Consider the following 20,982-nt stretch of genomic DNA (forward strand, 5'->3'; position numbering starts at 1 on the left):
CTCCTCCATCCACCGCTCCACCGCACACCAAGGACAACCCATGTCATCTCCTGCTGTCGTCGAGCCCGTCTCGGCCTCCGGACCCGGGGAGGCCGAGGGTGGCCGCACCCGCCACCTCGGCATCGCCCTCACCGTCATCAGCGCCGCCCAGCTCATGGTGGTGCTCGACGGCACCATCGTGAACATCGCGATGCCGCACATCATGACCGACCTGGGGTTCACCCAGGACAACCTGTCGTGGGTCGTCACGGCATACACCCTCGCCTTCGGCGGTTTGCTGCTCCTCGGCGGGCGCCTCGGTGACCTGTTCGGCCGCCGCACCGTCTTCATGACCGGCGTGCTGCTCTTCGCCGGCGCCTCGCTGCTCGGCGGGCTCGCGCAGACCGAGGGCATGCTGCTCGGGGCCCGTGCCCTGCAGGGTGTCGGCGCCGCACTGGCCTCCCCCACCGCCCTGGCGCTCATCACCACGACGTTCCCGGCCGGCCCCGCGCGCAACCGCGCCATGGGCGTGTACGCCGCGATGTCCGGAGCGGGCGCCGCGGTCGGCCTCATCCTCGGCGGCGCCCTGACCGAGATCGACTGGCGCTGGACGATGTTCATCAACGTCCCGATCGGCCTCGCCGTAGCCCTGCTGGCGCCCCGCTTCCTGCCCGAGTCGGTCCGGGCCGAGGGCCGCGTGGACGTCCCCGGCGCCATCCTCGGCACCGGCGGCCTCGTCTCGCTCGTCTACGGCCTCACCCACGCGGCATCCGACTCCTGGTCGTCCGCGACGACCATCACCACCCTCGCGCTCGGCGTCGTCCTGCTCGTCGCGTTCGTCGCCGTCGAGGCCCGCTCGAGCCACGCCCTCATGCCGATCCGCATCCTCGCCGACCGCATGCGCGGCACGTCCTTCGTCGTGATGCTCGTCGTCGGCGCGGCGATGTTCGCGATGTTCTACTTCCTCGGCCTCTACATCCAGCAGGTGCTGGGCTACTCGCCGCTGAAGTCCGGCTTCGCGTTCCTGCCCTTCTCGGCCGGCATCGTCGTCGCGGCGCAGGTCGCCTCCACCCTCATGACCCGCGTCGACCCGCGCTGGATTTCCGGCTTCGGCGCGCTGCTGGCGTCGGTGGGCATGTTCGGGTTCTCGCGGCTCGACGTCGACAGCTCGTATGCCGGCGGCCTCCTGCCGTGGATCGTCACCCTGTCGGTGGGCATGGGCCTGACCTTCGTGCCCATGACGCTCACGGCGACCGCGGGCGTGGCCAAGGAGGACTCCGGTGTGGCGTCGGCGGTGCTGAACACGATGCAGCAGGTCGGCGGCTCGCTCGGCCTGGCGACCCTCAGCACGGTCTTCGCGAACGCCGCCAAGGACCGCGGTGCCGAGCTGGGCGCCGCGCTGCAGGCCAAGGCGCAGTCCGGGGCGCTGAGCCCCGAGCAGCTCCAGGCGGCGCAGCACCAGGTCGCGCTGCAGGCGCAGACCTACGGATCCGGCCACGCCTACCTCGTGGGCGCCGGGATGATCCTCGTCGGTGCGCTGGTGACGTTCCTGTTCCTCAACGTCAGGCACGAGGCCCTGTCGTCCGAGGGCCACGAGAACGTCCATCTGGCCTGACGCGCAGCCACCCCAGCGACTCCGGTCGACCCCTGTTTGGGTGCCCAGAGGTGCGGAATCCCGCACTCCTGGGCACCCAAACCCGTGTCAGGGGGCAGCGGGCCCCGTGTGAGGGGCCCGTGACCTCAGGCCTGGAGGGCTGCGATGGCGTTGCGGATGCGCTTCTCCGACACCGGCCGCGGCGTCCCGAGGGAGTTCGCGAAGAGGCTGACGCGCAGGTCCTCCACCATCCACCCGACGTCGCGGACGGCGGCCGAGCGGCGGTCCTCGGGCGACAGGGAGTCGAGCAGGTCGGCATACGCGACCTCGACCCGGTCGACGACCTCCTGGTTCGCGGCGTCGCGGGCCAGGGCGGACGGCGACGAGGGCGCCTTCTCGAGCCGCTGCACCATCCCCCGCAGGTACCGGCGCAGGTGCGGCAGGTGCGCGATCCCGGTGTCCGCGACGAAGCCGGCGTAGACGAGGCTGTCGAGCTGCGCCCGGACGTCGGCGACGAGGGCAGCGGCGGCCGGGGCCCGCAGCGCGTCGAGCAGGCGCCGGACCTCCCGGGCGGTGGCCAGCACCGGCTCGACCTCGTCGACCACCTGCAGGACCCGGGTGGCGACGTGGGTGCGCACGGCGGCGAGCACCTCCTCGAAGGCCGCCTCGTCGCGCACGCCATGGGCGCCCGCTGATCCGCGCTGGGCCGTGATCGCGTCCACGGCGCACGCCAGGCAGTCCTCGAGCAGCGCGGGCACGGAGCCGTGCGGGTTGTCCGCCAGGCTGAGCTTCTGGGCGTTGCCGAGGCGGGCGAGCACGCGCTTCCACGGCGGCGCGGTGTTGAGCAGCAGAAGCCGGCGCACCCCCAGGGCGGTCGCCGCGTCGGCGGCGCGACGGCCGGGCAGGACGACGAGGTCGACGCAGTCGCCGCGGTCGACCAGGGCCGGGAAACCCTGCACCACCTGGCCGCCGGACCTCGTGTCGAAGGTCTCCGGCAGGGTGCCGAAGTCCCACTGCCGCAGGCCTTTTCGTTCGACGCGGGCACCGGCTCGGGACATGCGTCGCTGCACCTGGCCGGCGAGCCGGGCCTGCAGCTCCTCGAGGTCCTTGCCGGCGCCCAGCACGCGTCCGCCGCCGTCCTCGACGCTGAAGGTGACCCGCAGGTGGTCGGGGACGGCCTCGGGGTGCCAGTCCGCGGGGTCGACGCGCACGCCGGTCCTGGCGTGCAGCACCCGGCCGAGCTCCTCGGCCAGCGTGCGTCCGTCGCCGGGCTGGACGTCCGCCAGCGCGGCGGCTGCGTGGTCGGGTGCGGGGACGAAGTTGCGCCGGACGCCCTTCGGCAGGGCACGGACGAGGGCCGTCGCGAGGTCGCCGCGCAGGCCCGGCACCTGCCAGTCGAACCCCTCGGGTGACACGCGGTTGAGCACCTGCACCGGAATGTGCACGGTGACCCCGTCGGCTGCCGCCCCCGGCTCGAACTGGTAGGTGACGGGCAGCTCGAGCCCACCCTGGCGCCACGTGCGCGGGTAGTCGCGCGCCGACACCTCCTCCGCGCTGTCGCGGGTGAGCAGGTCCTCGGTGAACGTCAGCAGGTCCGGCGTCTCCCGCCGCGCGTGCTTCCACCATCGGTCGAAGTGGCGTTGCGAGACGACCTCGGCGGGCACGCGCTCGTCGAAGAACGCGACGAGGTCCTCGTCGTCGACCACGATGTCGCGTCGGCGCGCGCGCTCCTCGAGCTCGGAGAGCCGTTGCAGCAGAGCGGTGTTCGCCCGGTGGAACTCGTGGTGGGTGTCCCAGTCCCCCTCGACCAGCGCGTGCCGGATGAAGAGGTCGCGCGACTCCTCGGGCTGGATCCTGGCGTAGTTGACCGTCCGAGCGGCGACCAGCGGCACGCCGTAGAGGGTGACCCGTTCGGTGGCCAGGGCGGCCCCCTGCTTGCGCGACCAGCGCGGCTCGGAGTAGGTCCGCTTCACCAGGTGCGGCGCCGCGCGCTCGGCCCACAGCGGGTCGATCCGGGCGTTGGTGCGGGCCCACAGGCGGGTCGTCTCGACGAGCTCGGCGGCCATCACGAACGCCGGCTGGCGGCGGAACAGGGTCGACCCCGGCGAGATCCCGAACCGCGCTCCCCGGGCACCGAGGTAGTCCCGCTTCGCCTCGTCGCGCACGCCGATGTGCGACAGCAGCCCGGCGAGCAGCGCCTGGTGAACGAGGTCGGCGTTGGGCGGCTCCCCCGGCGCCGAGGTCGCCTGCTTGGGGTCGATGCCGACGTCCTGGCAGGCGCGGCGCAGCTGGGAGTGCAGGTCCTGCCACTCGCGCACCCGCAGGTAGTGCAGGAACTCGGTGCGGCACATGCGCCGGAACGCGCTGTGCGACAACGCCTTCTGCTGCTCCTTGAGGTAGTTCCAGAGGTTGAGCAACGACATGAAGTCCGAGTGCTCGTCGCGGAACCGGGCGTGCGCCTGGTCGGCCTGGGTCTGCTTGTCGGCCGGCCGCTCACGCGGGTCCTGCATGGAGAGCGCGGCCACGATGACCAGCGCCTCGCGCGTGCACCCCAGCTTCCCGGCCTCGATGAGCATGCGCCCCAGCCGTGGGTCCACGGGCAGCCGGGCCAGCGACCTTCCGTATGCCGTGAGCCGCCGCTCCCGCCCACGGCGCCTCGGTGCGGTTCCCCGCTCCCCCGGCTCCCCGGCATACTCCTCGCCGGCGCCCTCGGTGCTGCCCACACCGTCGCCCGCGTCGAAGGCCTGGAGCTCCTCGAGGAGCCGCACGCCGTCGGCCACCTGGCGCGGGTCGGGGGCGTCGACGAAGGGGAACCGCGCGACGTCGCCGAGCCCGAGCGCCGTCATCTGCAGGATGACCGACGCGAGGCTGGTGCGCTGGACCTCGGGCTCGGTGAACTCCGGCCGGGACTCGTAGTCGGCCTCGGAGTACAGCCGGATGCAGATGCCGTCGGCCACGCGGCCGCAGCGGCCGGCACGCTGGTTGGCGCTCGCCTGCGACACCGGCTCGATCGGCAGCCGCTGCACCTTGGTGCGCTGGCTGTAGCGCGAGATGCGCGCGGTGCCGGCGTCGACGACGTACCGGATGCCCGGTACCGTCAGCGACGTCTCGGCGACGTTGGTGGCCAACACGATCCGGCGTCCGGAGTGGCCGGAGAAGACCCGGTGCTGCTCGGCGGCGGACAGCCGCGCGTAGAGCGGGAGCACCTCGGTCTGCGGCAGCCCCAGGCCCTCGAGGGCCGACGCGGTGTCGCGGATCTCCCGCTCACCCGAGAGGAAGACGAGGATGTCCTGGCCGCCGCCGTCGCCGCCACGGGCCTCGGTCCACAGCTCCTCGACCGCCTCGACGACACCGGTGACCTGGTCGCGCTCCTCGGCGTCGTCGCGGTCGGGGTCGACGAGCGGGCGGTAGCGGACCTCGACGGGGTACGTGCGGCCGGAGACCTCGATGATCGGCGCCGGCTCGCCCGTGCGCGGGTCGGCGAAGTGCTGGGCGAACCGCTCGGGGTCGATGGTCGCCGAGGTGATGACGACCTTGAGGTCGGGGCGGCGCGGCAGCAGCTGCTTGAGGTAGCCGAGGATGAAGTCGATGTTGAGCGACCGCTCGTGCGCCTCGTCGATGATGATCGTGTCGTACTTGCGCAGCATCCGGTCGCGCTGCATCTCGTTGAGCAAGATGCCGTCGGTCATCACCTTGACGAGCGTGTCGTCGCTGCTCGTGTCGGTGAACCTCACCTGGTAGCCGATCGCGCCACCGAGCTCGACCTCGAGCTCCTCGGCGATGCGCTCGGCGACCGAGCGGGCGGCGATGCGGCGGGGCTGGGTGTGCCCGACGATGCCCTGCTGGCCGCGACCGACTTCGAGGCAGATCTTGGGCAGCTGGGTGGTCTTGCCCGACCCGGTCTCGCCCGCGATGACGACGACCTGGTGGTCGCGGATGGCCGCGGCGATGTCGTCCTTGCGCGCGACGACCGGGAGCTGCTCGGGGTAGCGCAGCTCCGGCACGGGGATCGCCCGGCGGGGGCGTGGGTGCCGCGGTTGCCGGGGCTGCCGCGGTTGCCGCAGCTGCTGGCCCTGGCCGGCGGCGCCCTCCGACGGCCCGCGCCGGGGACGCCTGCGCCGGTTCCGGGCAGCGCGAGGCTGCTCGGAACCGGCGGAGGACATGGGCCCTACGATACGGGCGGCCCCTCCTCCACCCGCACCCGAATACCCGACCGCTCAGGCGCCCTTGGCGGCGATGAAGCCCTGGTCGAGGTCGGCGATGATGTCGTCGACGTGCTCGATGCCGACTGCGAGCCGCACGAGCCCGGGCGTCACCCCGGCCGCGAGGCGGTCCTCGTCCGGGCCCTGGGAGTGCGTCGTCGACGCCGGGTGGATCGCCAGCGAGCGGACGTCGCCGAGGTTGGCCACGTGGCTGTGCAGCTGGAGGGCCTCGACGAACCGCTTGCCCGCCTCGACCCCGCCCCTGATCTCGAACGCGAGCACCGCACCGGCACCGCGCGGCGTGTACTTCTTCGCCTTCTCGTACGACTCGTGGTCGGGCAGCGAGGCCCAGACGACCCGCTCGACCTGCTCGTGGCCGCCCAGGTACTTCGCCACCTCGTGGGCGTTCTGCAGGTGGCGCTCGATCCGCAGGCTGAGGGTCTCGATGCCCTGGGCGATGAGGAAGGCGTTGAACGGCGAGACCGCTGCGCCGAGGTCGCGCAGCAGCTGGACCCGGGCCTTGAGGATGTAGGCGAGGTTGGCACCGAGCGGGCTGCCGACGCCGAGGTCCCGGGCGAAGACGAGCCCGTGGTAGCTCTCGTCGGGGGTGTTGTAGCCGGGGAAGCGCTCAGGGTCCTTGGCGAAGTCGAACGACCCGCCGTCGACGATGACCCCGGCGATGGTGGTGCCGTGGCCGCCGAGGTACTTCGTCGCCGAGTGCACCACGATGTCGGCGCCCCACTCCAGCGGGCGGATGAGGTACGGCGTCGCGATCGTGTTGTCGACGACCAGCGGCACGCCCGCCTCGTGGGCGACCGCCGCCACGCCCTCGATGTCGAGCACCTCGGACTTGGGGTTGGAGATGGTCTCGCCGAAGAAGAGCTTGGTGTTGGGCCGCACGGCCCGGCGCCACGACTCGAGGTCGTTGGGGTCCTCGACGAAGGTCACCTCGAGGCCGAACTTCGGCAGCGTGTGCTTGAGCAGGTTGTACGTGCCGCCGTAGAGCGACGGGCTGGCCACGACGTGGTCGCCGGCCTCGGCGATGTTGAGGATCGCCAGGGTCTCGGCCGCCTGGCCCGACGCCACGAGCAGGGCCCCGACGCCGCCCTCGAGGGAGGCGATCCGCTGCTCCACGGCGTCCTGCGTGGGGTTCATGATGCGGGTGTAGATGTTGCCGAACTCCTTGAGCGCGAACAGGTTTGCCGCGTGCTCGGCGTCCTTGAAGACGTACGACGTCGTCTGGTAGATCGGCAGGGCGCGGGCCCCGGTGGCGGAGTCCGGCTCCTGGCCGACGTGGATCTGGCGGGTCTCGAACGACCAGTTGGTGCTGCTCATGGGAACCTTCACTCTCGTGTGCCGCGGGACGCGGCCTCGGCGGGTCCGTCGCCGACGGTGGAGTGCTGGTCGCCACCGCCGGAGGCGGTGCGGGACACGTGGTGGGTCTCCCGCGCTTGCGCACGGCGGGAGCCGTGCGCCTGGTCCTCACCCGGGGCACCCCACCGCGGAGGAGGGTTGCCGGCCAGCGAGCCGGGGCTTGGCGCTGGCACTCATGACCTGTCCGAAGGCTACGCCGAGCCCGCCACGGGCCGGGACACCCGTCTCTCATCGCGGACGGCCCCGACCACGCGGTGGTGGTCGGGGCCGTCGGTCGGGCAGGCAGACCGCGCTAGGGGATCATCCAGCTGAGCACCGCGGTCGACTGCAGGAAGACCAGGACGCACATGAACGCCACGAAGGCGACGCTCCACCCGATGACCCTGCGGAAGATGTCGCCCTCGCGACCCGACATGCCCACGGCCGCAGCGGCGATCGCCAGGTTCTGCGGGGAGATCATCTTGCCTAGGACGCCGCCGGAGGAGTTCGCGGCGGCCATCAGGGCCGGGTGCAGCCCGGCGTCCTTGGCGGCGGTCACCTGCAGGGCGCCGAACAGCGAGTTCGACGAGGTGTCCGACCCGGTGACCGCGACACCGAGCCAGCCGAGGATCGGCGACAGCAGGGCGAACGCGCCGCCCGCACCCGCCATCCACGTGCCGAGGCTGGAGGTCTGTCCCGAGGCGTTCATGACGTAGGCCAGACCCAGCACGGCCATGACCGTGACGATCGCGGCAGCGAGCTGCTTGAGCGTCGTGCCGTAGGCCCGCAGCGCCCTCGCCGGGGAGATCCCCAGCACGGGGATGGAGACGATCCCGGAGATCAGCATCAGCGTGCCCGCTGCGGCGAGCCAGTTCAGCTTGAACTGCGGGATCTTCGAGGCCTTGCCCGACGCGCTCTGCAGCCCGTCGAGACCCGGCCAGTTGAACACCTTGGTCGGTGCGTCGAGGGCGTCCTTGATGCCGGGCAGCTGCGCCACCACGAAGACGATGATGATGATGAGGTACGGCGCGTAGGCCTTGAACACGTCGGAGCCGCGGTCGTGCGCGGCCTCGTCGCGGGCCCTCATGGTGGTGAGGTCCTCGGCGCCCGCGTCGCTCTCGGTGTGCACCGGGCGTCGACGCCCGTGGTGCCGGTCGCCGTGCTGGTCGTCGCCCTCGGCCGCCATGGCAACGGTGGCCGAGCCCCGGGAGCTGCGCGAACCGGCCGCCACGACCTCCTCCTCCTCGACAGCCGACTCCACGTAGTGCTCCTTCGGCTGCCAGACGCGCAGCAGCAGGACGACGGCGAGCGCGCTCGCCAGCGAGGCGACGATGTCCGTCAGCGGGGTGGAGATGTAGTTCGAGGTGACGAACTGGGCCACGGCGAAGGTGATCCCGCAGGTGAGCGTCGCGGGCAGGGTCGCCCGGACCCCGCGGCCCCGGTCGATGATGAAGACCAGCGCCATCGGCACGAAGACGCCGAGCAGCGGGGTCTGCCGCCCGACGATCTGCGACAGCGTGTGCTCGGGCTGCTGGCTGACGGTCGCCAGGGTGGTGATCGGCACGGCCAGCGCGCCGAACGCGACCGGCGCGGTGTTCGCGACCAGGGCCACGACCGCTGCCTTGAGCGGTCGGAAGCCCAGGGCGATGAGCATCACGCTCGTGATGGCGACGGGTGTGCCGAAGCCGGCCAGCGCCTCGAGCAGGGCGCCGAACGAGAAGGCGATGATGACGGCCTGGATCCGCTGGTCGTCGCTGATGCTCGCGAACGAACGGCGGAGCACGTCGAAGTGCCCCGTCGAGACCGTCATGTTGTAGACCCAGATCGCGTTGATGACGATCCACATGATCGGGAAGAAGCCGAAGGCCGCGCCCTCGATGCCGCTGGACACGGCCATGCCGACGGGCATCGAGTAGGCCCAGATGGCGATCACGATGGAGACGAGCAGGGCCGCGATGCCGGCCTTCCACGCGGCGAGCCGCAGGCCGCCGAGCAGGATGAAGATGGTGAGCAGGGGGAGCATGGCCACGAGGGCCGTGAGGAACAGGGAACCACCTACGGCGTCGAGTACCGGACGGAACATGCGTTCACCTCGGGGTGTGAGGGGGGATGTGTGGGGGGTCGTCGTTTCCGGCGGTGTTGCGGGGAAGGAAGCCCTCGGGTCAGGCCTGCGGCGACCTCCCTCGTGTCACGCCGAGGTCCTCGGGTGACAGTCCTCGGATCGAGGCATCGAGCACCTCGATGGTGTGAGCCATCGCCATCGCGGCCCCGGCCCGCTCCAGCGACGTCCGGACCTGCATCAGGCAGCCCGGGTTGGCGGTGACGAGCAGCTCGGCGCCGGTGGCGACGACGTTGGTCGCCTTGCGGTCGCCCAGCTCACGGGCGGCCTCGGGCTTGAGGAGGTTGTAGATGCCCGCGCTGCCGCAGCACAGCGACGCCTCGTTGATCTCCCGCAGCTCGAGGCCGGGTATGCCGCGCAGCAGCTCCCGCGGCTGGGCGCGGATGCCCTGGGCGTGGCCGAGGTGGCAGGCGTCGTGGTACGCCACCGACACCTCCAGCGGGTGCCGCGGGGCCACGGGTCCGGCTTCCGCGAGGATCTCGCTGACGTCGCGGACGCGGTCGGCGAAGGCCCGCGCACGGTTCGCCCAGGCGGGGTCGTCGGCGAGCAGGTCGGCATACTCCTTCATCGCCGAGCCGCAGCCCGCGGAGTTCACGACCACGTGCTCGACGCCGGCCCGCTCGAACTCCTCGACGAGGCTGCGGGCGAAGCCTGCGGCCTCCTCCTCGCGGCCGTTGTGGGCGGAGAGTGCACCGCAGCACCCCTGCCCGGGCGGCGCGACGACGTCGAACCCCTCGGCGGCCAGCACTCGCGCGGTGGCGGCATTGACCCCCGGGAAGAACTCGCGCTGCACGCAGCCGAGCAGCATCCCGACGGTCCCCCGCTTCGTGCCGCGCGCCGGCGTCAGGGGCGGCACGTCCTCGCGTCGGCCGAGGGGCGGGGGCAGCGACTCCATCGCGGCGAGCTGGGGCGAGATCCGTTGCAGCACACCGGACCTGCGGAGAAGTCGGGACAGACCCGACCGCTGGTGCAGCCGCAGCGGCCCGCGCAGGGCGCGCAGCCTGCGCGGGTAGGGGAAGAGCGCGAAGACCGCCTCACGGAGCGCGCGGTCGGAGGGCGAGCGGGTGGTGTTGCGCTCGACCTGGGCGCGGGTGTCGGTGATGAGCTTGTCGTACTGCACGCCGGAGGGGCAGGCGGTGACGCAGGACATGCAGCCGAGGCAGGCGTCGAAGTGGCCGACGACCTCGGGCGTCAGCGGCTCGCCGCCCACCACCTGCTGCATGAGGTGGATCCGGCCGCGGGGCGAGTCCATCTCCTCCCCCCACAGCACGTACGTGGGGCACGTCGGCAGGCAGAAGCCGCAGTGCACGCAGTCGGAGAGCAGCTCCTGCGACGGGGGCCGGTGGTCGTCGAAGTGGGGCCCGTCCAGGGCGGCCGCTCGCCGACTCCCCTGGCCGTGCTCCGCGGTCCGGTCGACGACACCGTCGGCCGGTCCTGCCGCCCCGGCGGGGCCGTGCCCGGTGGTCGGGTCGGTGCTGGTCATCAGATGCCTCCCACGAAGCGCCCGGGCGACAGCAGCCGGCCGGGGTCGAAGCGGTCCTTGACGGCGCGCATCAGCCCGAGCGCCTGGACGGGTCCCCACAGGTCCACCCGGTCCCGGACGTCGTCCGGGCCGTCGAGCACGACGACCTGGCCGTCGAAGCCGCCCGAGGCGACCCGGAGTCGCTGGACGAGCGCGGCCACCGCGTCGGTGTCGCCCTCGAGGGCCACGTGCTCCACGCCGACCGCGGGCGAGCCGCGCAGGTGCGCCCGCACGCCGGCCCCCGAGGTGGCCTCGGACAGGGCGCGCAGCAGCGGTGTCACCCCGGTGAGCACGTGGGTGACCCGCAGGAGCGTGCACCCGTCGTGGTCGGCGGCGACGTCACCACCCCACCACGAGGGCGGCTCCTCCCCCACCTGCACGTCCTCGCCACCGGACGCGGCCAGCAGGTCGGCGACCCGCCGGGCCGACTCGGCGGCGCCGTCGGGATGGCCCTCGACGAGGACCGACAGGGCGCCGAGGGCACCAGTGGGGTCGCCGCCGCCGGCGCCGCGGCGCGAGCCGGGGACCTCGAGCTCGACGGCCGACGGGACGAGCTGGCTGTGCGCCACCGCGAGCGCGGCGGTGCCGGCGGCTGCCTCGTCGGCCACCGAGGCCGTCACCCAGCGGCGCCCCTGCGGCACCGGGTGCAGCCGCACGGCCACCTGCGTGACCAGCCCGAGGGTGCCGAAGGACCCGGTGAGCAGCTTGGCGAGGTCGTAGCCGGCGACGTTCTTGACCACCTTGCCGCCGCTGTGAGCCACGACCCCGTCGGCGCGGACCAGGGTCATGCCGATCACCAGGTCGCGGACCGCGCCGTGGTGCAGGCGCAGCGGCCCGCTCGCGGCGGTGGCGACGGCTCCGCCGAGCGAGCCACCGGTCGGCGGGTCGATCCCGAGCCGCTGGCCGGCTCCACCGACGTCCTCCTGCACCTGCGCCAGCGACCGGCCGGCACCGGCGATGTAGACGAGGTCGCCGGCGGCGTGCTCGACCAGCGCGTCGAGGCGGCTGGTGTCGACCACGAGGTCGAGGCGTTCGGGCCGGCCTCCCCACCGCAGCTTGGTGCGCGAGCCGCGGGCCGTGACCGCGAGCCCGTCCCGAGCCGCGATCTGCACCAGCGCCGCCGCTTGCTCCGTGCTCCCCGGGGACGCGACCCAGCGAGGGCGTGTGCCGAGCACGGCGTCGCCGTCGCCCGCGGGCTCCACCCGTCCGTCGCAGGCGCGGAGCAGGTCGTCGGACACCTGGGTCGTCACGAGTCGCCCCCGCGCCCCGCCATGGCCATGGCCATTCCCCTTGCCATCGCCATCGCTGGCGCCATCGCCATCGCCATCACCGGCACCATCAGAAGACCTCCGCCACGCCGGCCTCGGCCAACGGGTGCGCGCCCTGGTGCCGCCCCGGCCGCTCGCCGCACAGGCGCGGGGTCGGGAACACCTTGCCGGGGTTGGAGATCGAGTCCGGGTCGAACGCGCAGCGGACGAGCTGCATGGTGTCGAGGTCGTCGTCGGTGAACATCCGCGGCATGAACTTGGCCTTGTCGGCACCGACCCCGTGCTCACCCGTGATCGAGCCGCCGTGCTCGATGCACAGGTCGAGGATCGCGCCGGAGACCTCCTCGGCCCGTTCGGCCTCGCCCTCGTGCCCGTCGTCAAACAGCACGAGCGGGTGCAGGTTGCCGTCGCCCGCGTGGAAGACGTTGGCCACGCGGACCCCGCTGCGCTCGGAGAGCTCCGCGATGGCGCGCAGCACCTCGGGCAGGGAGGTCCGCGGGATGACGCCGTCCTGGACGATGTAGTCGGGGCTGATCCGGCCCACTGCGGCGAAGGCCGACTTGCGGCCCTTCCAGAACAGCGCGCGCTCGGTGTCGTCGCGGGCGATGCGGATCTCGAAGGCCCCGGCGTCGCGGCAGTGCCGCTCGACCTCGGCGAAGACGTGCCGGACGTCGGGGGCAGGGCCGTCGATCTCGACGATGAGCACCGCCCCGGCCCCTGCCGGGTAGTCGCAGTGGACCGCGGCCTCGGCCGCCTCGATCGCGAGCGCGTCCATCATCTCGATGGCCGCCGGGATGACCCCCGCGCCGATGATCGCCGACACCGCCTCACCGGCTGCGTCGGTGGAGGCGAAGGCCGCGAGCAGGGTCGAGACGTCCTCCGGGGTGCGGGTCAGCCGCACGGTCACCCGCGTCGCGATGCCGAGCGTGCCCTCGGAGCCGACGAGGGCTCCGAGCAGGTCGTACCCCGTGGGGTCGGGGGCCTTCCCGCCGACCTCGACGACGTCCCCGGCGGCCGTGACGAGCTCGAGCCCGGTGACGTGGTTGGTGGTGAAGCCGTACTTGAGGCAGTGCGCCCCACCGGAGTTCTCGGCGACGTTGCCCCCGATGGAGCACACCTGCTGGCTGGAGGGGTCGGGGGCGTAGTAGTACCCCACCGGCCGGGTCAGGTCGCTGAGCTGCAGGTTGATGACCCCGGGCTCCACCACGGCCCGCTGGTTGTCGCGGTCGACCTCGAGCACGTCGCGCATGCGGCTCATGACGATGAGGACGCCGTCGGCGTGCGGCAGCGCCCCACCGGACAGGCCCGTGCCGGAGCCCCGCGCGACGAACGGCACCCCGGCGCGGGCGCACTCGGTGACCGTGGCCGCGACGTCAGCGGTGCTGGCGGCGAGCACGACCATGGCGGGCACCACCCGGTAGTGGGCCAGGCCGTCGCACTCGTAGGTGCGCAGCTCCTGCCGGTCGGTGAGGACGGCGTCCGCGCCCACGAGGGCGCGCAGCCGCCCGGCCAGGACCTCGGTGTCCATCGAACGCACCGCCTTGTTTTTCCACATCGCGGAAGTTGGCTTTTGCTGAATGGAGCGTATTTCCGGACATCCCGGTCAGTCAACGGTGCCGCGCCACATCCTGCTCGGCGCCGTGTGGTGGATTTCCCAAGGTCAGGCGCCTGCCGGCCTCCTCGACCGCCCGGTCGGAGGCCGCTGCCGCCCGGGCGTCGCGCGCCGAGGACACCTGGTCGAGCGCCGCCCCACCCGCCTCCACCCCCCAGGCCGTCGCGAGCATCCGGGGCGACGTGCCGGAGGTGCTCGTGACGGCACGCCAGTCGTCGAGCCACCGGTTCTGCACCGCGGCCCGCGTGCGCAGCTCCGCCTGCTCGGCCGCCCACCGGGGCCACGTCCCGGGGTGGCGCGACGGGGCGGTCCACCGCACGGTGCGGGCCACCGGCGTGGGTGCCTTGCCGAAGGCTCGTGCGCTCGGCGCCCCGACGGCGACCGCCAGGCGCCGGCCGACACCGATCCGCAGGGACCTGCGTTCGACGCGGGTCGAGGCCGCGGCCTGCGCGGCGGCATTGGTGGCCCTGGCGCCGGTCTTGAGGCCGCCCGCGACAGGGCCGGCGGCGGAGGCGGCTGCCCCCAGCGCCAACGAGGACCAGGAGCCGTCGCCCCACACCATCAGCAGCGCAGCGTCCGCGGCCAGCCCGGCCCCGCCCGCGACGGCGGCGACGGACTCGGCTCCCGCCCGGACCGGCGGCACCGGGAGCAGTGCCACCGTGTCGGCGACCGACCCCACGGCCCCCGCGACGTCGCGGGTGGTCGTCACCGCGTCGTACCACCCGCTGTCGGAGAGGCCGTCGTCCCGCAGGGACGCCAGCACCGACGCGCACCGCCGGTCGGCGGCCCGGAACTCCTCCCGGGCCGCGGACGCTCTCCCTTCGGCCGCCTGCACCCGCTGCCCCGCCTCCGCCATCCGGGCGCGCAGCCTCGGCGCGGTGCTCCTGACGGCCGGGTCGTCGCTCGACTCGGCGAGGGCCATGGCGTCCCCGGCGGCGAGGAACTCGGGCCACGCCTCCTCGTGCGCCCTCTGGGCGGCGGCCACGGTCGCCTGTGCCCGAGCGAGGGACTCGGCGAGGGCCACGAGTGCCCTGGCGGCCACGGCATACCGACGCGAGAGGCGGTCGACGACGCCAGCGACGCCGGCGCACCGCCGCCCGAACGCCACGCCCGCGGCACTGTCCCACGTCGTGAGCGAGGGGTCGGCGAGGCCGCGCAGGCTGCCCCCGAGCGAGCCCAGCCAGTCGCCCTGCCCGGCGAGCGTGCCCGCGAGCGCCCGGACCGTCGCCGGGTCGCCGTCGACCGGCGCGGGAGCCCTCACCAGGCGCTCCCCCAGCCGTCGCCGTGCGCGCCGAGGTCGGTGCCGATCCCGGCCTCGACCTCGGCGTACGCCGAACCCGCGGTGCGCACCGAAGCCGAGAGCGCGGCGCACGACCGCCCGAGCAGCAGGCGCTGGTGCTCGAAGTCGCCGAGGACCTCCGCCAGCGCGCCTGCACTGTCCCCGGGCCCGAGGGCCCAGGCGTCGGTGCCCGCACGCTGGGCGCACCACGCGAGCTCGTCGGCGACGCCCGCCAGCGAGCCGGCCAGCGCGGTGAGCGCCTCGGGGGTGACGGAGATCCTGGGCATGTCCTCGAGGCTAGGACGCGCGGGACCCGGCTCCGCGGTTGTCCACAGGTCCGCCGCCCACCCGGCGCCGGGCCCGAGGTGCAACAAATCAGGCGCCCGTGGTGTTGTGGGACACATGACGACGATCACGGGTGAATACGTCCCCAGCCCCACGAAGTGGGTCCGCGAGCAGGTAGAGACCATCGAGAGCACGGGCACGACCCGCTCGGTCTCCATCATGGACCGGCCGGTCGTGATGCTGACGATGCTCGGGGTGTCCGGCAAGGTGCGCAAGGTGCCGCTGATGCGGGTCGAGCACGAGGGCCTGTATGCCGCGGTGGCCAGCAAGGGCGGCGCCCCCGAGCACCCCGCGTGGTACGCGAACGTCCGCAAGAACCCGGTCCTCGACCTCCAGGACGACGACCGCACGTGGACCGTCCGGGCGCGCGAGCTCGAGGGCGAGGAGCGCGAGCAGTGGTGGGAGCGCTGCGTCGAGGCCTACCCGCCCTACGCCGAGTACCAGACCAAGACCGACCGCCTGATCCCGGTGTTCGTCCTCGAGCCGGACGAGGACGCCTCCTGAGCGGGGACTGACACGAGGACCTAGCGCGAGGACCTAGCGCGAGGCTGCAGCCCCGGGGCCGTCCGCCTCGGGGCTGCCCTGTGCCGTGCTGTCCTGTCCCGTTCTGTCCTGTGCTGGGGCGCCCGTCGCGTCCGGGACGGTAGCCGTCCGGCGCAGCCACAGCAGGCCGAGCACGGGCAGCACGAGCGGGACGAACCCGTACCCCGAGCCGAAGTGCGACCACACCGTCTTGTCGGGGAAGGCACTGCGCGCGAGGTACGACGCGAGCCCGACGACGAGCACGCCGACCAGCTCGACACTGATGGCCGCGAGCGCCACGCGGCGGGACGTCCGGTCGCCGCGCGCGAGGGCGACGGTGGCGACGATGTAGATCACGGCCGCGACGGCCGACAGGACGTAGGCGAGCGGGGCGCGGGAGAAGTACTCGGTGATCTGCAGGACCGAGCGGCCGGTCGCGGCGAGCGCCAGCAGGCCGTAGACCGACACGAGGATGATGCCGGGGCCCGAGCGGGTCGACCGCGGGGCGCCGGGCTGCTGCTGCGACGTCGACTCAGCCACCGAGGCTCCAGATCTGCTGCAGGCGGGCCGTCATCACGGCCACCCCGAACGCGCCGACGGCGACGACCACCATCGCCCAGCGCGTCTTCTCCTTGAGTGCCGTGAACAGTGCCACCGGCGGGACGAACGGCAGCGTGACGGCGTACGCGGCGAACGTGGCGCGCTCGGCTCCCCCGCCGGTCACCTGCCCCACGTGGACGAGCGCGACCACGAGCTGCACGACCAGGCCGACCTCGAGGACGGCGCCCGCGAGGAGCAGCCGGTCGTCGAGCAGCCGGCCCCTCGCGGCATACCAACCGGACAGCGCCAGCAGGGCGAGCGCCACCACGAAGACGGCGACGGTCAGCGGGAACAGCACGGCGCGAAGCCTACGGCAGCAGTGCTGCTCGGACGTGCGGCGGGCCGCTCCCCCGCGGACGGGTGCAGCGCGGTCGCGGCGGCCACGGGTCCTACCCCGCTCGTCCCGGCGCACCGCCCGAGCCGCCGCCCGAGCCGCCGCCCGAGCCGCCGCTCCCCTGACCGGTCGAGGGGACCGTCGACGGTGCCGCCGCGGGTTTGGAGGACGTCTTCGTGGGGGTGGTGGGCTTGGCGGGAGCCGTCGAGGCCTGCCCGGAGGTCTTCGTCGCGCCCTTCCCCGGAGCGGTCGACTGGGGTGCCGGCGTCTTCGTCTTGCTCGTGCCGTTTCCGGGCGAGCTGGAGTGCGGGTCGGGCGTCCGGGTCGTGCCCTTGCCCGGCGAGGTGGAGTGCGGGTTCGGAGTCCTCGTCGTCCCCTTGCCCGGGGCCGTGGGGTGCGCCGTCGGGGCCGGGCCGGGCCCGACCTGCGACGTCGGATGGGTCGCGACGCCGGCGCAGTACCCCTGCACGCGGTCGGTGCCGCCGGCCCGGGAGGCGAGGTCACGGAACGCCCTGGACCGGTCGCGGGGGGTGCCCGCCGCCTGGTCGGCCGACCACGCACGGCACAGCCCGGCCACGGCAGCGGCCGACGGCCCGGCCGACGGGGTCCGCGCGGTGCCGGTGGAACCGGTCGAGGACCCGCCGCGGGCGGGCGCGGCCGACGGGCCGGCAGTCGGCGCCGGGGCCCCGATGGCGTCGTGCATCGCCTGCTGGACCGGGGCCGGCAGGGCACCGACGTATGCCGCGGCGGTGAGGCCGCCCAGCGACATCACCGATGCCGAGAGGGCGGCGACGGCGAGAGCCGCGCCGCGAGAGCGACCCACGACGTTGCGTGCGCCGCGGGAGCGAGCGGACCCTCCGCGGGCGTGGCGCGCCGGGCCGACTGCGCCGGCGCGGTGGTTCTCCGCCGCGCTGGGCACGGCGACGGTGGCGATGACCCGGGAGCCGTGGTGTCTCGCGCCCGAAGGACCTTCGGGGCGACCACCTCCGGCGCGTCCTGCTCGGCCCGCGCCGCGGCGACCGGCCCGGGACCCACCGGTGAAGGCGCCCAGCACCACGCGTTCGTCGGCGAGCTCGGCGACGGAGCGCGGCGCGGTGAGCGACCACCGCAACAGGTCGGGGTCGACACCGAGGCGCTCGAGGCCACGCAGGGCGAGCCTTCCCACGGACACCTCGTCGACGCCGGTGACGCGGGCGGTGTCACGCACCGACAGGCCGGCCCCGTACCGCAGGAGCAGCACCTCCCCCTGGCCCAGGGGCAGGCTGCGCAGAGCCGCGAGCGAGTCGGCGATGCCGCGGGTGCGCGGGTCGTCGATGGCGGCGCTCGTGAGCTCCTCCTCGACGTCGTCGGGCAGGGCGCCCCCGACGGGGAGACCCGTGCCGGGGACGACGCTCACCGACCCCCAGGCACGCCGCAGCGACCCCTCTTGGGCGCGGGCCCGGGCGCAGGTGAGCAGCCACACGAGCCAGTCGCGTTCGTCACCGCTGAAGTCCGCGAGGCCGCGCACCACCGTGATCCACGCCTCGCAGGCGCCGTCGTAGGGGTCGTCGTAACCCACCACCCGCAGGTAGCGCACGAGCAGCGGGTTCGCGTCACGCCACAACCGTGCGAACGCGACCTCGTCCCCCGACTGTGCCGCACGCACCGCACGGCTGAAGTCGGTGTCGAGCACGGGACCAGTATCGGGCCAGCAGCCCCTCCCCCGGCCTCAGCCGTTCGGGTCGAGTCGCGCTCCACCACCGGGCGGACGCGGTGCCGCGGAGCCTGTGGCATGCCCGGCCGTTGGGGCGGCCTGCCCGTGGCGAGGCCCCGAGCCGATTCGCAAACCGCCCGGGGCCTCGTCGTCCGGGAGTGACGACCTCTCGGCATCCGGGAGGAGTGGAGCGGCCCGCCGCCCTCGTCGGAGGCGTTCACCGCGGCTCTCGCTGCGGTCACGGACCGGTTGTCCTTCCGGTTCGCCCTCGTTGCCTGGGGCGCACTTCCTTTGTCCCGCAACGCAGCACGACGCAACAGGGACCTTGGTCCTGACTGTCGGGACCGGGTCGGCACCGACCTGCGCCAGTGCCACGAACTCAGCCAACCGCACGAAAACGCATCGTCCGAACGGTTGGGTGGGTCCCTGATGGTGACCGCGCGGCCCCACCCCGGCCTAGCGTCGCCACCCATGGACAGCCACCCGCGCACGCTGCCGACCCTGGTCCGTCTCTCCCAGCCCGCCGTGTGCGGCTGCGGTGAGGTCGTGGCCGGCGGGGAGCGCGTCGGCTACCTGTCCTCGGACGAGGGGATCCTCTGCCTCGGCTGCATGGCCGACGTGCAGTCCGGCCGCCTCGATCTGGCGGCGCGGGCCGGCGGCACCAACCGCACCGACCTGGTCGCCGCCCGGCGCCGGCTCACGGCGGGCGAGCACCGCTCCGTGGTGGCCTCGCGGGCGGACGACCTCGTCCACCGGCTCGACGCGATCCGCGCCATGGGCAGCCTGCAGGGCCAGGGCCAGCCGGCACCGCGCGACGTGTACGCCCCCGACGCCGGCTGACGCACCCCCAGGCCCCGACCTGCCGGGCACCGCCTCCCGACCGCGCACGCACCCGGCTGCCCTGCGGGGCGCGGCGCGCGGCATACGCCCTGTTCTCCACGTTTCGGTGCACTGTGACGTGCGTTGCCCCGGTCTGGGGCCGGGTGTACGTTCCGACAGTCCGGACAAAGTCGTCCGAAACAGCCTCGGGCGCACTGTCCTGACCACCCAGGCGACGCCGCCCGGCGTCGCTCCCCTTCTGGGTCGGAGGACGCCCGATGTCTCGATCACTCGTCGCAGCCGCCAGCGTGCTGGCGCTCGGAACGACCGTCCTGGCGGCGCAGCTGCCCGCCAGCGCAGCACCACCGGGAGCCGCCCTCGGTGGAGCCCCGGGAGCATCGCCCGGAGCCATGAGCGGCACCGCACCGTCGGCCGCAGCCGGCACCGCAGCCGCCGCAGCCGGCGACGAGCTGTCCCTCACCACGCGGCTCGCCGACCGGCGTGAGGTCTCCGCCGGCACTCGGGCCTACTCCATCGGCTTCGAGGACGGCCGGTTCTACGCGAACGGCTGGCACATCACCGGGGAGATGGGCGGCGTCTGGACCCCGCCGATGAAGATGGTCGACGGCGTCTGGTTCGGCCTCGACGACCAGTGGGTCGGTCCGGCCACGAAGTTCACCAGCGGCTGGGGCTACACCCGCTACGACCTGCCCGACACTGCGGGGCTGAAGGTCGCGCGCACCGACTTCGTCCCCGACGGCGTCAGGGGAGCCCTGTTCGGGCTCACCGTCACCAACCCCGGCGCGGCCCGCACGGCCAAGCTCTCGGTCGACGCGCACTCCGAGCTCATGGGCCAGTACCCGTGGGGCTTCTCCGGCGTCACGCCGAACGCCAGCGACAACCTGCCCGACACAGGCACGTACGACGGCAGGGACCTCGTCTTCACCGACGACGGCGCCCTGCCCGGCGCGCCGACCCACCACTACGCCGCCCTCGTCGGCACCTCTGCGACCCCGACCTCCGGGGCGATCGGCGACCAGTACTACGGCCCCCAGCCCGGGCACCGCTGCACCGGCACCGAGCCCGGCGCGCCGGCCGACCCCAAGCCGTCGGCGTGCGACGACGGGCCGTTCGGCAAGGGCACCGGCGGCCGGCTGACCTACTCGCTCGACCTGCCCGCGGGCGGCTCGAAGACCATCTGGCTCGCGGTCGCCGGCTCCGACCAGGGACTCACCTCCGCGCGGGGCGAGCTGGCCAAGGCCCTCGCCGACCCCGACGCCGCCCTGGCCGCCAAGAAGGCCGAGCGGCGGGCGCTCTCACAGATGACCCAGCTGTCGCTGCCGGGCGACCCGCTCGTGCAGCAGGCCGTCGAGTGGGGCAAGCAGAACATGGCCGACCTGACCCAGACCGCGACGAACCTGCAGGTGCGCTGGACCAACCAGGGCAAGCAGTTCCCGCCGCCGTCGGGCACGGTCGACAAGGCCACGTGGATCGGCGCCGGCTACCCGGACTACCCGTGGATCTTCGGCACCGACGCGGAGTACACCGCGTTCGCGGCGGTCTCGGTCGGGCAGTTCGAGGCGATCAAGGGACACCTGCGCGCGCTCCAGCAGATCTCCGACATCCTCAACAACCGCTCCGGCGTCGTCACGCACGAGGTGGTGTCCGACGGCTCGATCTGGTTCGGCCACGACTCGCGCACGTAGAACGCGGACGGCACGACGTCATACGACTTCAACAC

15 protein-coding genes and 1 riboswitch are annotated in these 20,982 nt (G+C 73.5%); of the genes, 4 read left to right on the forward strand and 11 right to left on the reverse strand.

The genetic code is table 11. The annotated features are described in order from the left end of the window. Positions 1-40: 40 nt before the first annotated feature. The gene (locus RKE38_RS11770) at positions 41-1,594 is read left to right on the forward strand and encodes an MFS transporter (RefSeq protein ID WP_316007679.1); all 1,554 of its coding nucleotides are present in this window, start codon (positions 41-43) and stop codon (positions 1,592-1,594) included. Between the two features lie 125 nt (positions 1,595-1,719). On the opposite strand, the gene hrpA is transcribed toward RKE38_RS11770, so the two are convergent. The 8 genes from hrpA to RKE38_RS11810 form a co-directional block, all read right to left on the reverse strand. Continuing rightward, a complete protein-coding gene (gene hrpA / locus RKE38_RS11775; RefSeq protein WP_410055458.1) occupies positions 1,720-5,736 on the reverse strand; it encodes an ATP-dependent RNA helicase HrpA in 4,017 nt (1,338 codons plus the stop codon). Between the two features lie 54 nt (positions 5,737-5,790). After that, positions 5,791-7,110: a bifunctional o-acetylhomoserine/o-acetylserine sulfhydrylase gene (locus tag RKE38_RS11780; RefSeq protein WP_316007681.1), complete on the reverse strand. Its 1,320-nt coding sequence runs from the start codon at positions 7,108-7,110 to the stop codon at positions 5,791-5,793. A 107-nt stretch (positions 7,111-7,217) separates the two neighbouring features. Next, positions 7,218-7,330, reverse strand: a riboswitch (SAM riboswitch). Positions 7,331-7,441: 111 nt separating this feature from the next. Then, positions 7,442-9,211 (reverse strand): L-lactate permease, encoded by a 1,770-nt coding sequence (locus tag RKE38_RS11785; protein ID WP_316007682.1) that lies wholly within the window; start codon positions 9,209-9,211, stop codon positions 7,442-7,444. Positions 9,212-9,290: 79 nt separating this feature from the next. Then, positions 9,291-10,730 (reverse strand): (Fe-S)-binding protein, encoded by a 1,440-nt coding sequence (locus tag RKE38_RS11790; protein WP_316007683.1) that lies wholly within the window; start codon positions 10,728-10,730, stop codon positions 9,291-9,293. Then, positions 10,730-12,019, reverse strand: a complete 1,290-nt coding sequence (locus tag RKE38_RS11795; RefSeq protein ID WP_316007684.1) for an FAD-binding oxidoreductase — start codon at positions 12,017-12,019, stop codon at positions 10,730-10,732. The genes RKE38_RS11790 and RKE38_RS11795 overlap by 1 nt, the downstream gene beginning before the upstream one ends. A gap of 88 nt (positions 12,020-12,107) precedes the next feature. After that, positions 12,108-13,565, reverse strand: a complete 1,458-nt coding sequence (locus RKE38_RS11800; RefSeq protein WP_316007685.1) for an FAD-linked oxidase C-terminal domain-containing protein — start codon at positions 13,563-13,565, stop codon at positions 12,108-12,110. A 79-nt stretch (positions 13,566-13,644) separates the two neighbouring features. Beyond that, positions 13,645-14,910: a hypothetical protein gene (locus RKE38_RS11805; RefSeq protein ID WP_316007686.1), complete on the reverse strand. Its 1,266-nt coding sequence runs from the start codon at positions 14,908-14,910 to the stop codon at positions 13,645-13,647. After that, positions 14,907-15,215 (reverse strand): hypothetical protein, encoded by a 309-nt coding sequence (locus RKE38_RS11810; protein ID WP_316007687.1) that lies wholly within the window; start codon positions 15,213-15,215, stop codon positions 14,907-14,909. Before RKE38_RS11810 ends, RKE38_RS11805 begins: the two co-directional genes overlap by 4 nt. Positions 15,216-15,330: 115 nt before the next feature. Between RKE38_RS11810 and RKE38_RS11815 the strand changes: the two genes are divergently transcribed. Then, positions 15,331-15,777: a nitroreductase family deazaflavin-dependent oxidoreductase gene (locus RKE38_RS11815; protein WP_316007688.1), complete on the forward strand. Its 447-nt coding sequence runs from the start codon at positions 15,331-15,333 to the stop codon at positions 15,775-15,777. Between the two features lie 33 nt (positions 15,778-15,810). Here RKE38_RS11815 and RKE38_RS11820 read toward each other — a convergent pair whose 3' ends face one another. The 3 genes from RKE38_RS11820 to RKE38_RS11830 all read right to left on the reverse strand — a co-directional run bounded on the left by RKE38_RS11820 (position 15,811) and on the right by RKE38_RS11830 (position 18,401). Further along, the gene (locus RKE38_RS11820) at positions 15,811-16,335 is read right to left on the reverse strand and encodes a hypothetical protein (RefSeq protein ID WP_316007689.1); all 525 of its coding nucleotides are present in this window, start codon (positions 16,333-16,335) and stop codon (positions 15,811-15,813) included. Then, positions 16,328-16,693 carry a hypothetical protein gene (locus RKE38_RS11825; protein WP_316007690.1) on the reverse strand — a complete coding sequence of 122 codons (366 nt, stop codon included), beginning with the start codon at positions 16,691-16,693 and terminating at the stop codon, positions 16,328-16,330. Before RKE38_RS11825 ends, RKE38_RS11820 begins: the two co-directional genes overlap by 8 nt. Before the next feature lie 91 nt (positions 16,694-16,784). Next, the gene (locus tag RKE38_RS11830; RefSeq protein ID WP_316007691.1) at positions 16,785-18,401 is read right to left on the reverse strand and encodes a sigma factor-like helix-turn-helix DNA-binding protein; all 1,617 of its coding nucleotides are present in this window, start codon (positions 18,399-18,401) and stop codon (positions 16,785-16,787) included. Positions 18,402-18,893: 492 nt separating this feature from the next. Here RKE38_RS11830 and RKE38_RS11835 point away from each other — a divergent pair, with 492 nt between their 5' ends. Continuing rightward, entirely contained in the window at positions 18,894-19,262 is a 369-nt protein-coding gene (locus tag RKE38_RS11835) for a hypothetical protein (protein WP_316007692.1), read from the forward strand. A gap of 389 nt (positions 19,263-19,651) precedes the next feature. Next, complete coding sequence (locus RKE38_RS11840) at positions 19,652-20,947, forward strand: hypothetical protein (protein ID WP_316007693.1); 1,296 nt, start codon at positions 19,652-19,654, stop codon at positions 20,945-20,947. Positions 20,948-20,982: the final 35 nt, after the last annotated feature.

Origin of the sequence: Phycicoccus sp. M110.8, assembly GCF_032464895.1 — a bacterium.
GTDB lineage: Bacteria > Actinomycetota > Actinomycetes > Actinomycetales > Dermatophilaceae > Pedococcus.

Bases quoted from the DNA above. Each gene is read 5' to 3' on its own strand.
- RKE38_RS11815 (WP_316007688.1), top strand. From the start codon at position 15,331: ATGACGACGATCACGGGTGAATACGTCCCCAGCCCCACGAAGTGGGTC.
- hrpA (WP_410055458.1), bottom strand. From the start codon at position 5,736: ATGTCCTCCGCCGGTTCCGAGCAGCCTCGCGCTGCCCGGAACCGGCGC.
- RKE38_RS11780 (WP_316007681.1), bottom strand. From the start codon at position 7,110: ATGAGCAGCACCAACTGGTCGTTCGAGACCCGCCAGATCCACGTCGGC.
- RKE38_RS11810 (WP_316007687.1), bottom strand. From the start codon at position 15,215: ATGCCCAGGATCTCCGTCACCCCCGAGGCGCTCACCGCGCTGGCCGGC.
- RKE38_RS11800 (WP_316007685.1), bottom strand. From the start codon at position 13,565: ATGGACACCGAGGTCCTGGCCGGGCGGCTGCGCGCCCTCGTGGGCGCG.
- RKE38_RS11770 (WP_316007679.1), top strand. From the start codon at position 41: ATGTCATCTCCTGCTGTCGTCGAGCCCGTCTCGGCCTCCGGACCCGGG.
- RKE38_RS11790 (WP_316007683.1), bottom strand. From the start codon at position 10,730: ATGACCAGCACCGACCCGACCACCGGGCACGGCCCCGCCGGGGCGGCA.
- RKE38_RS11835 (WP_316007692.1), top strand. From the start codon at position 18,894: ATGGACAGCCACCCGCGCACGCTGCCGACCCTGGTCCGTCTCTCCCAG.
- RKE38_RS11785 (WP_316007682.1), bottom strand. From the start codon at position 9,211: ATGTTCCGTCCGGTACTCGACGCCGTAGGTGGTTCCCTGTTCCTCACG.
- RKE38_RS11840 (WP_316007693.1), top strand. From the start codon at position 19,652: ATGAGCGGCACCGCACCGTCGGCCGCAGCCGGCACCGCAGCCGCCGCA.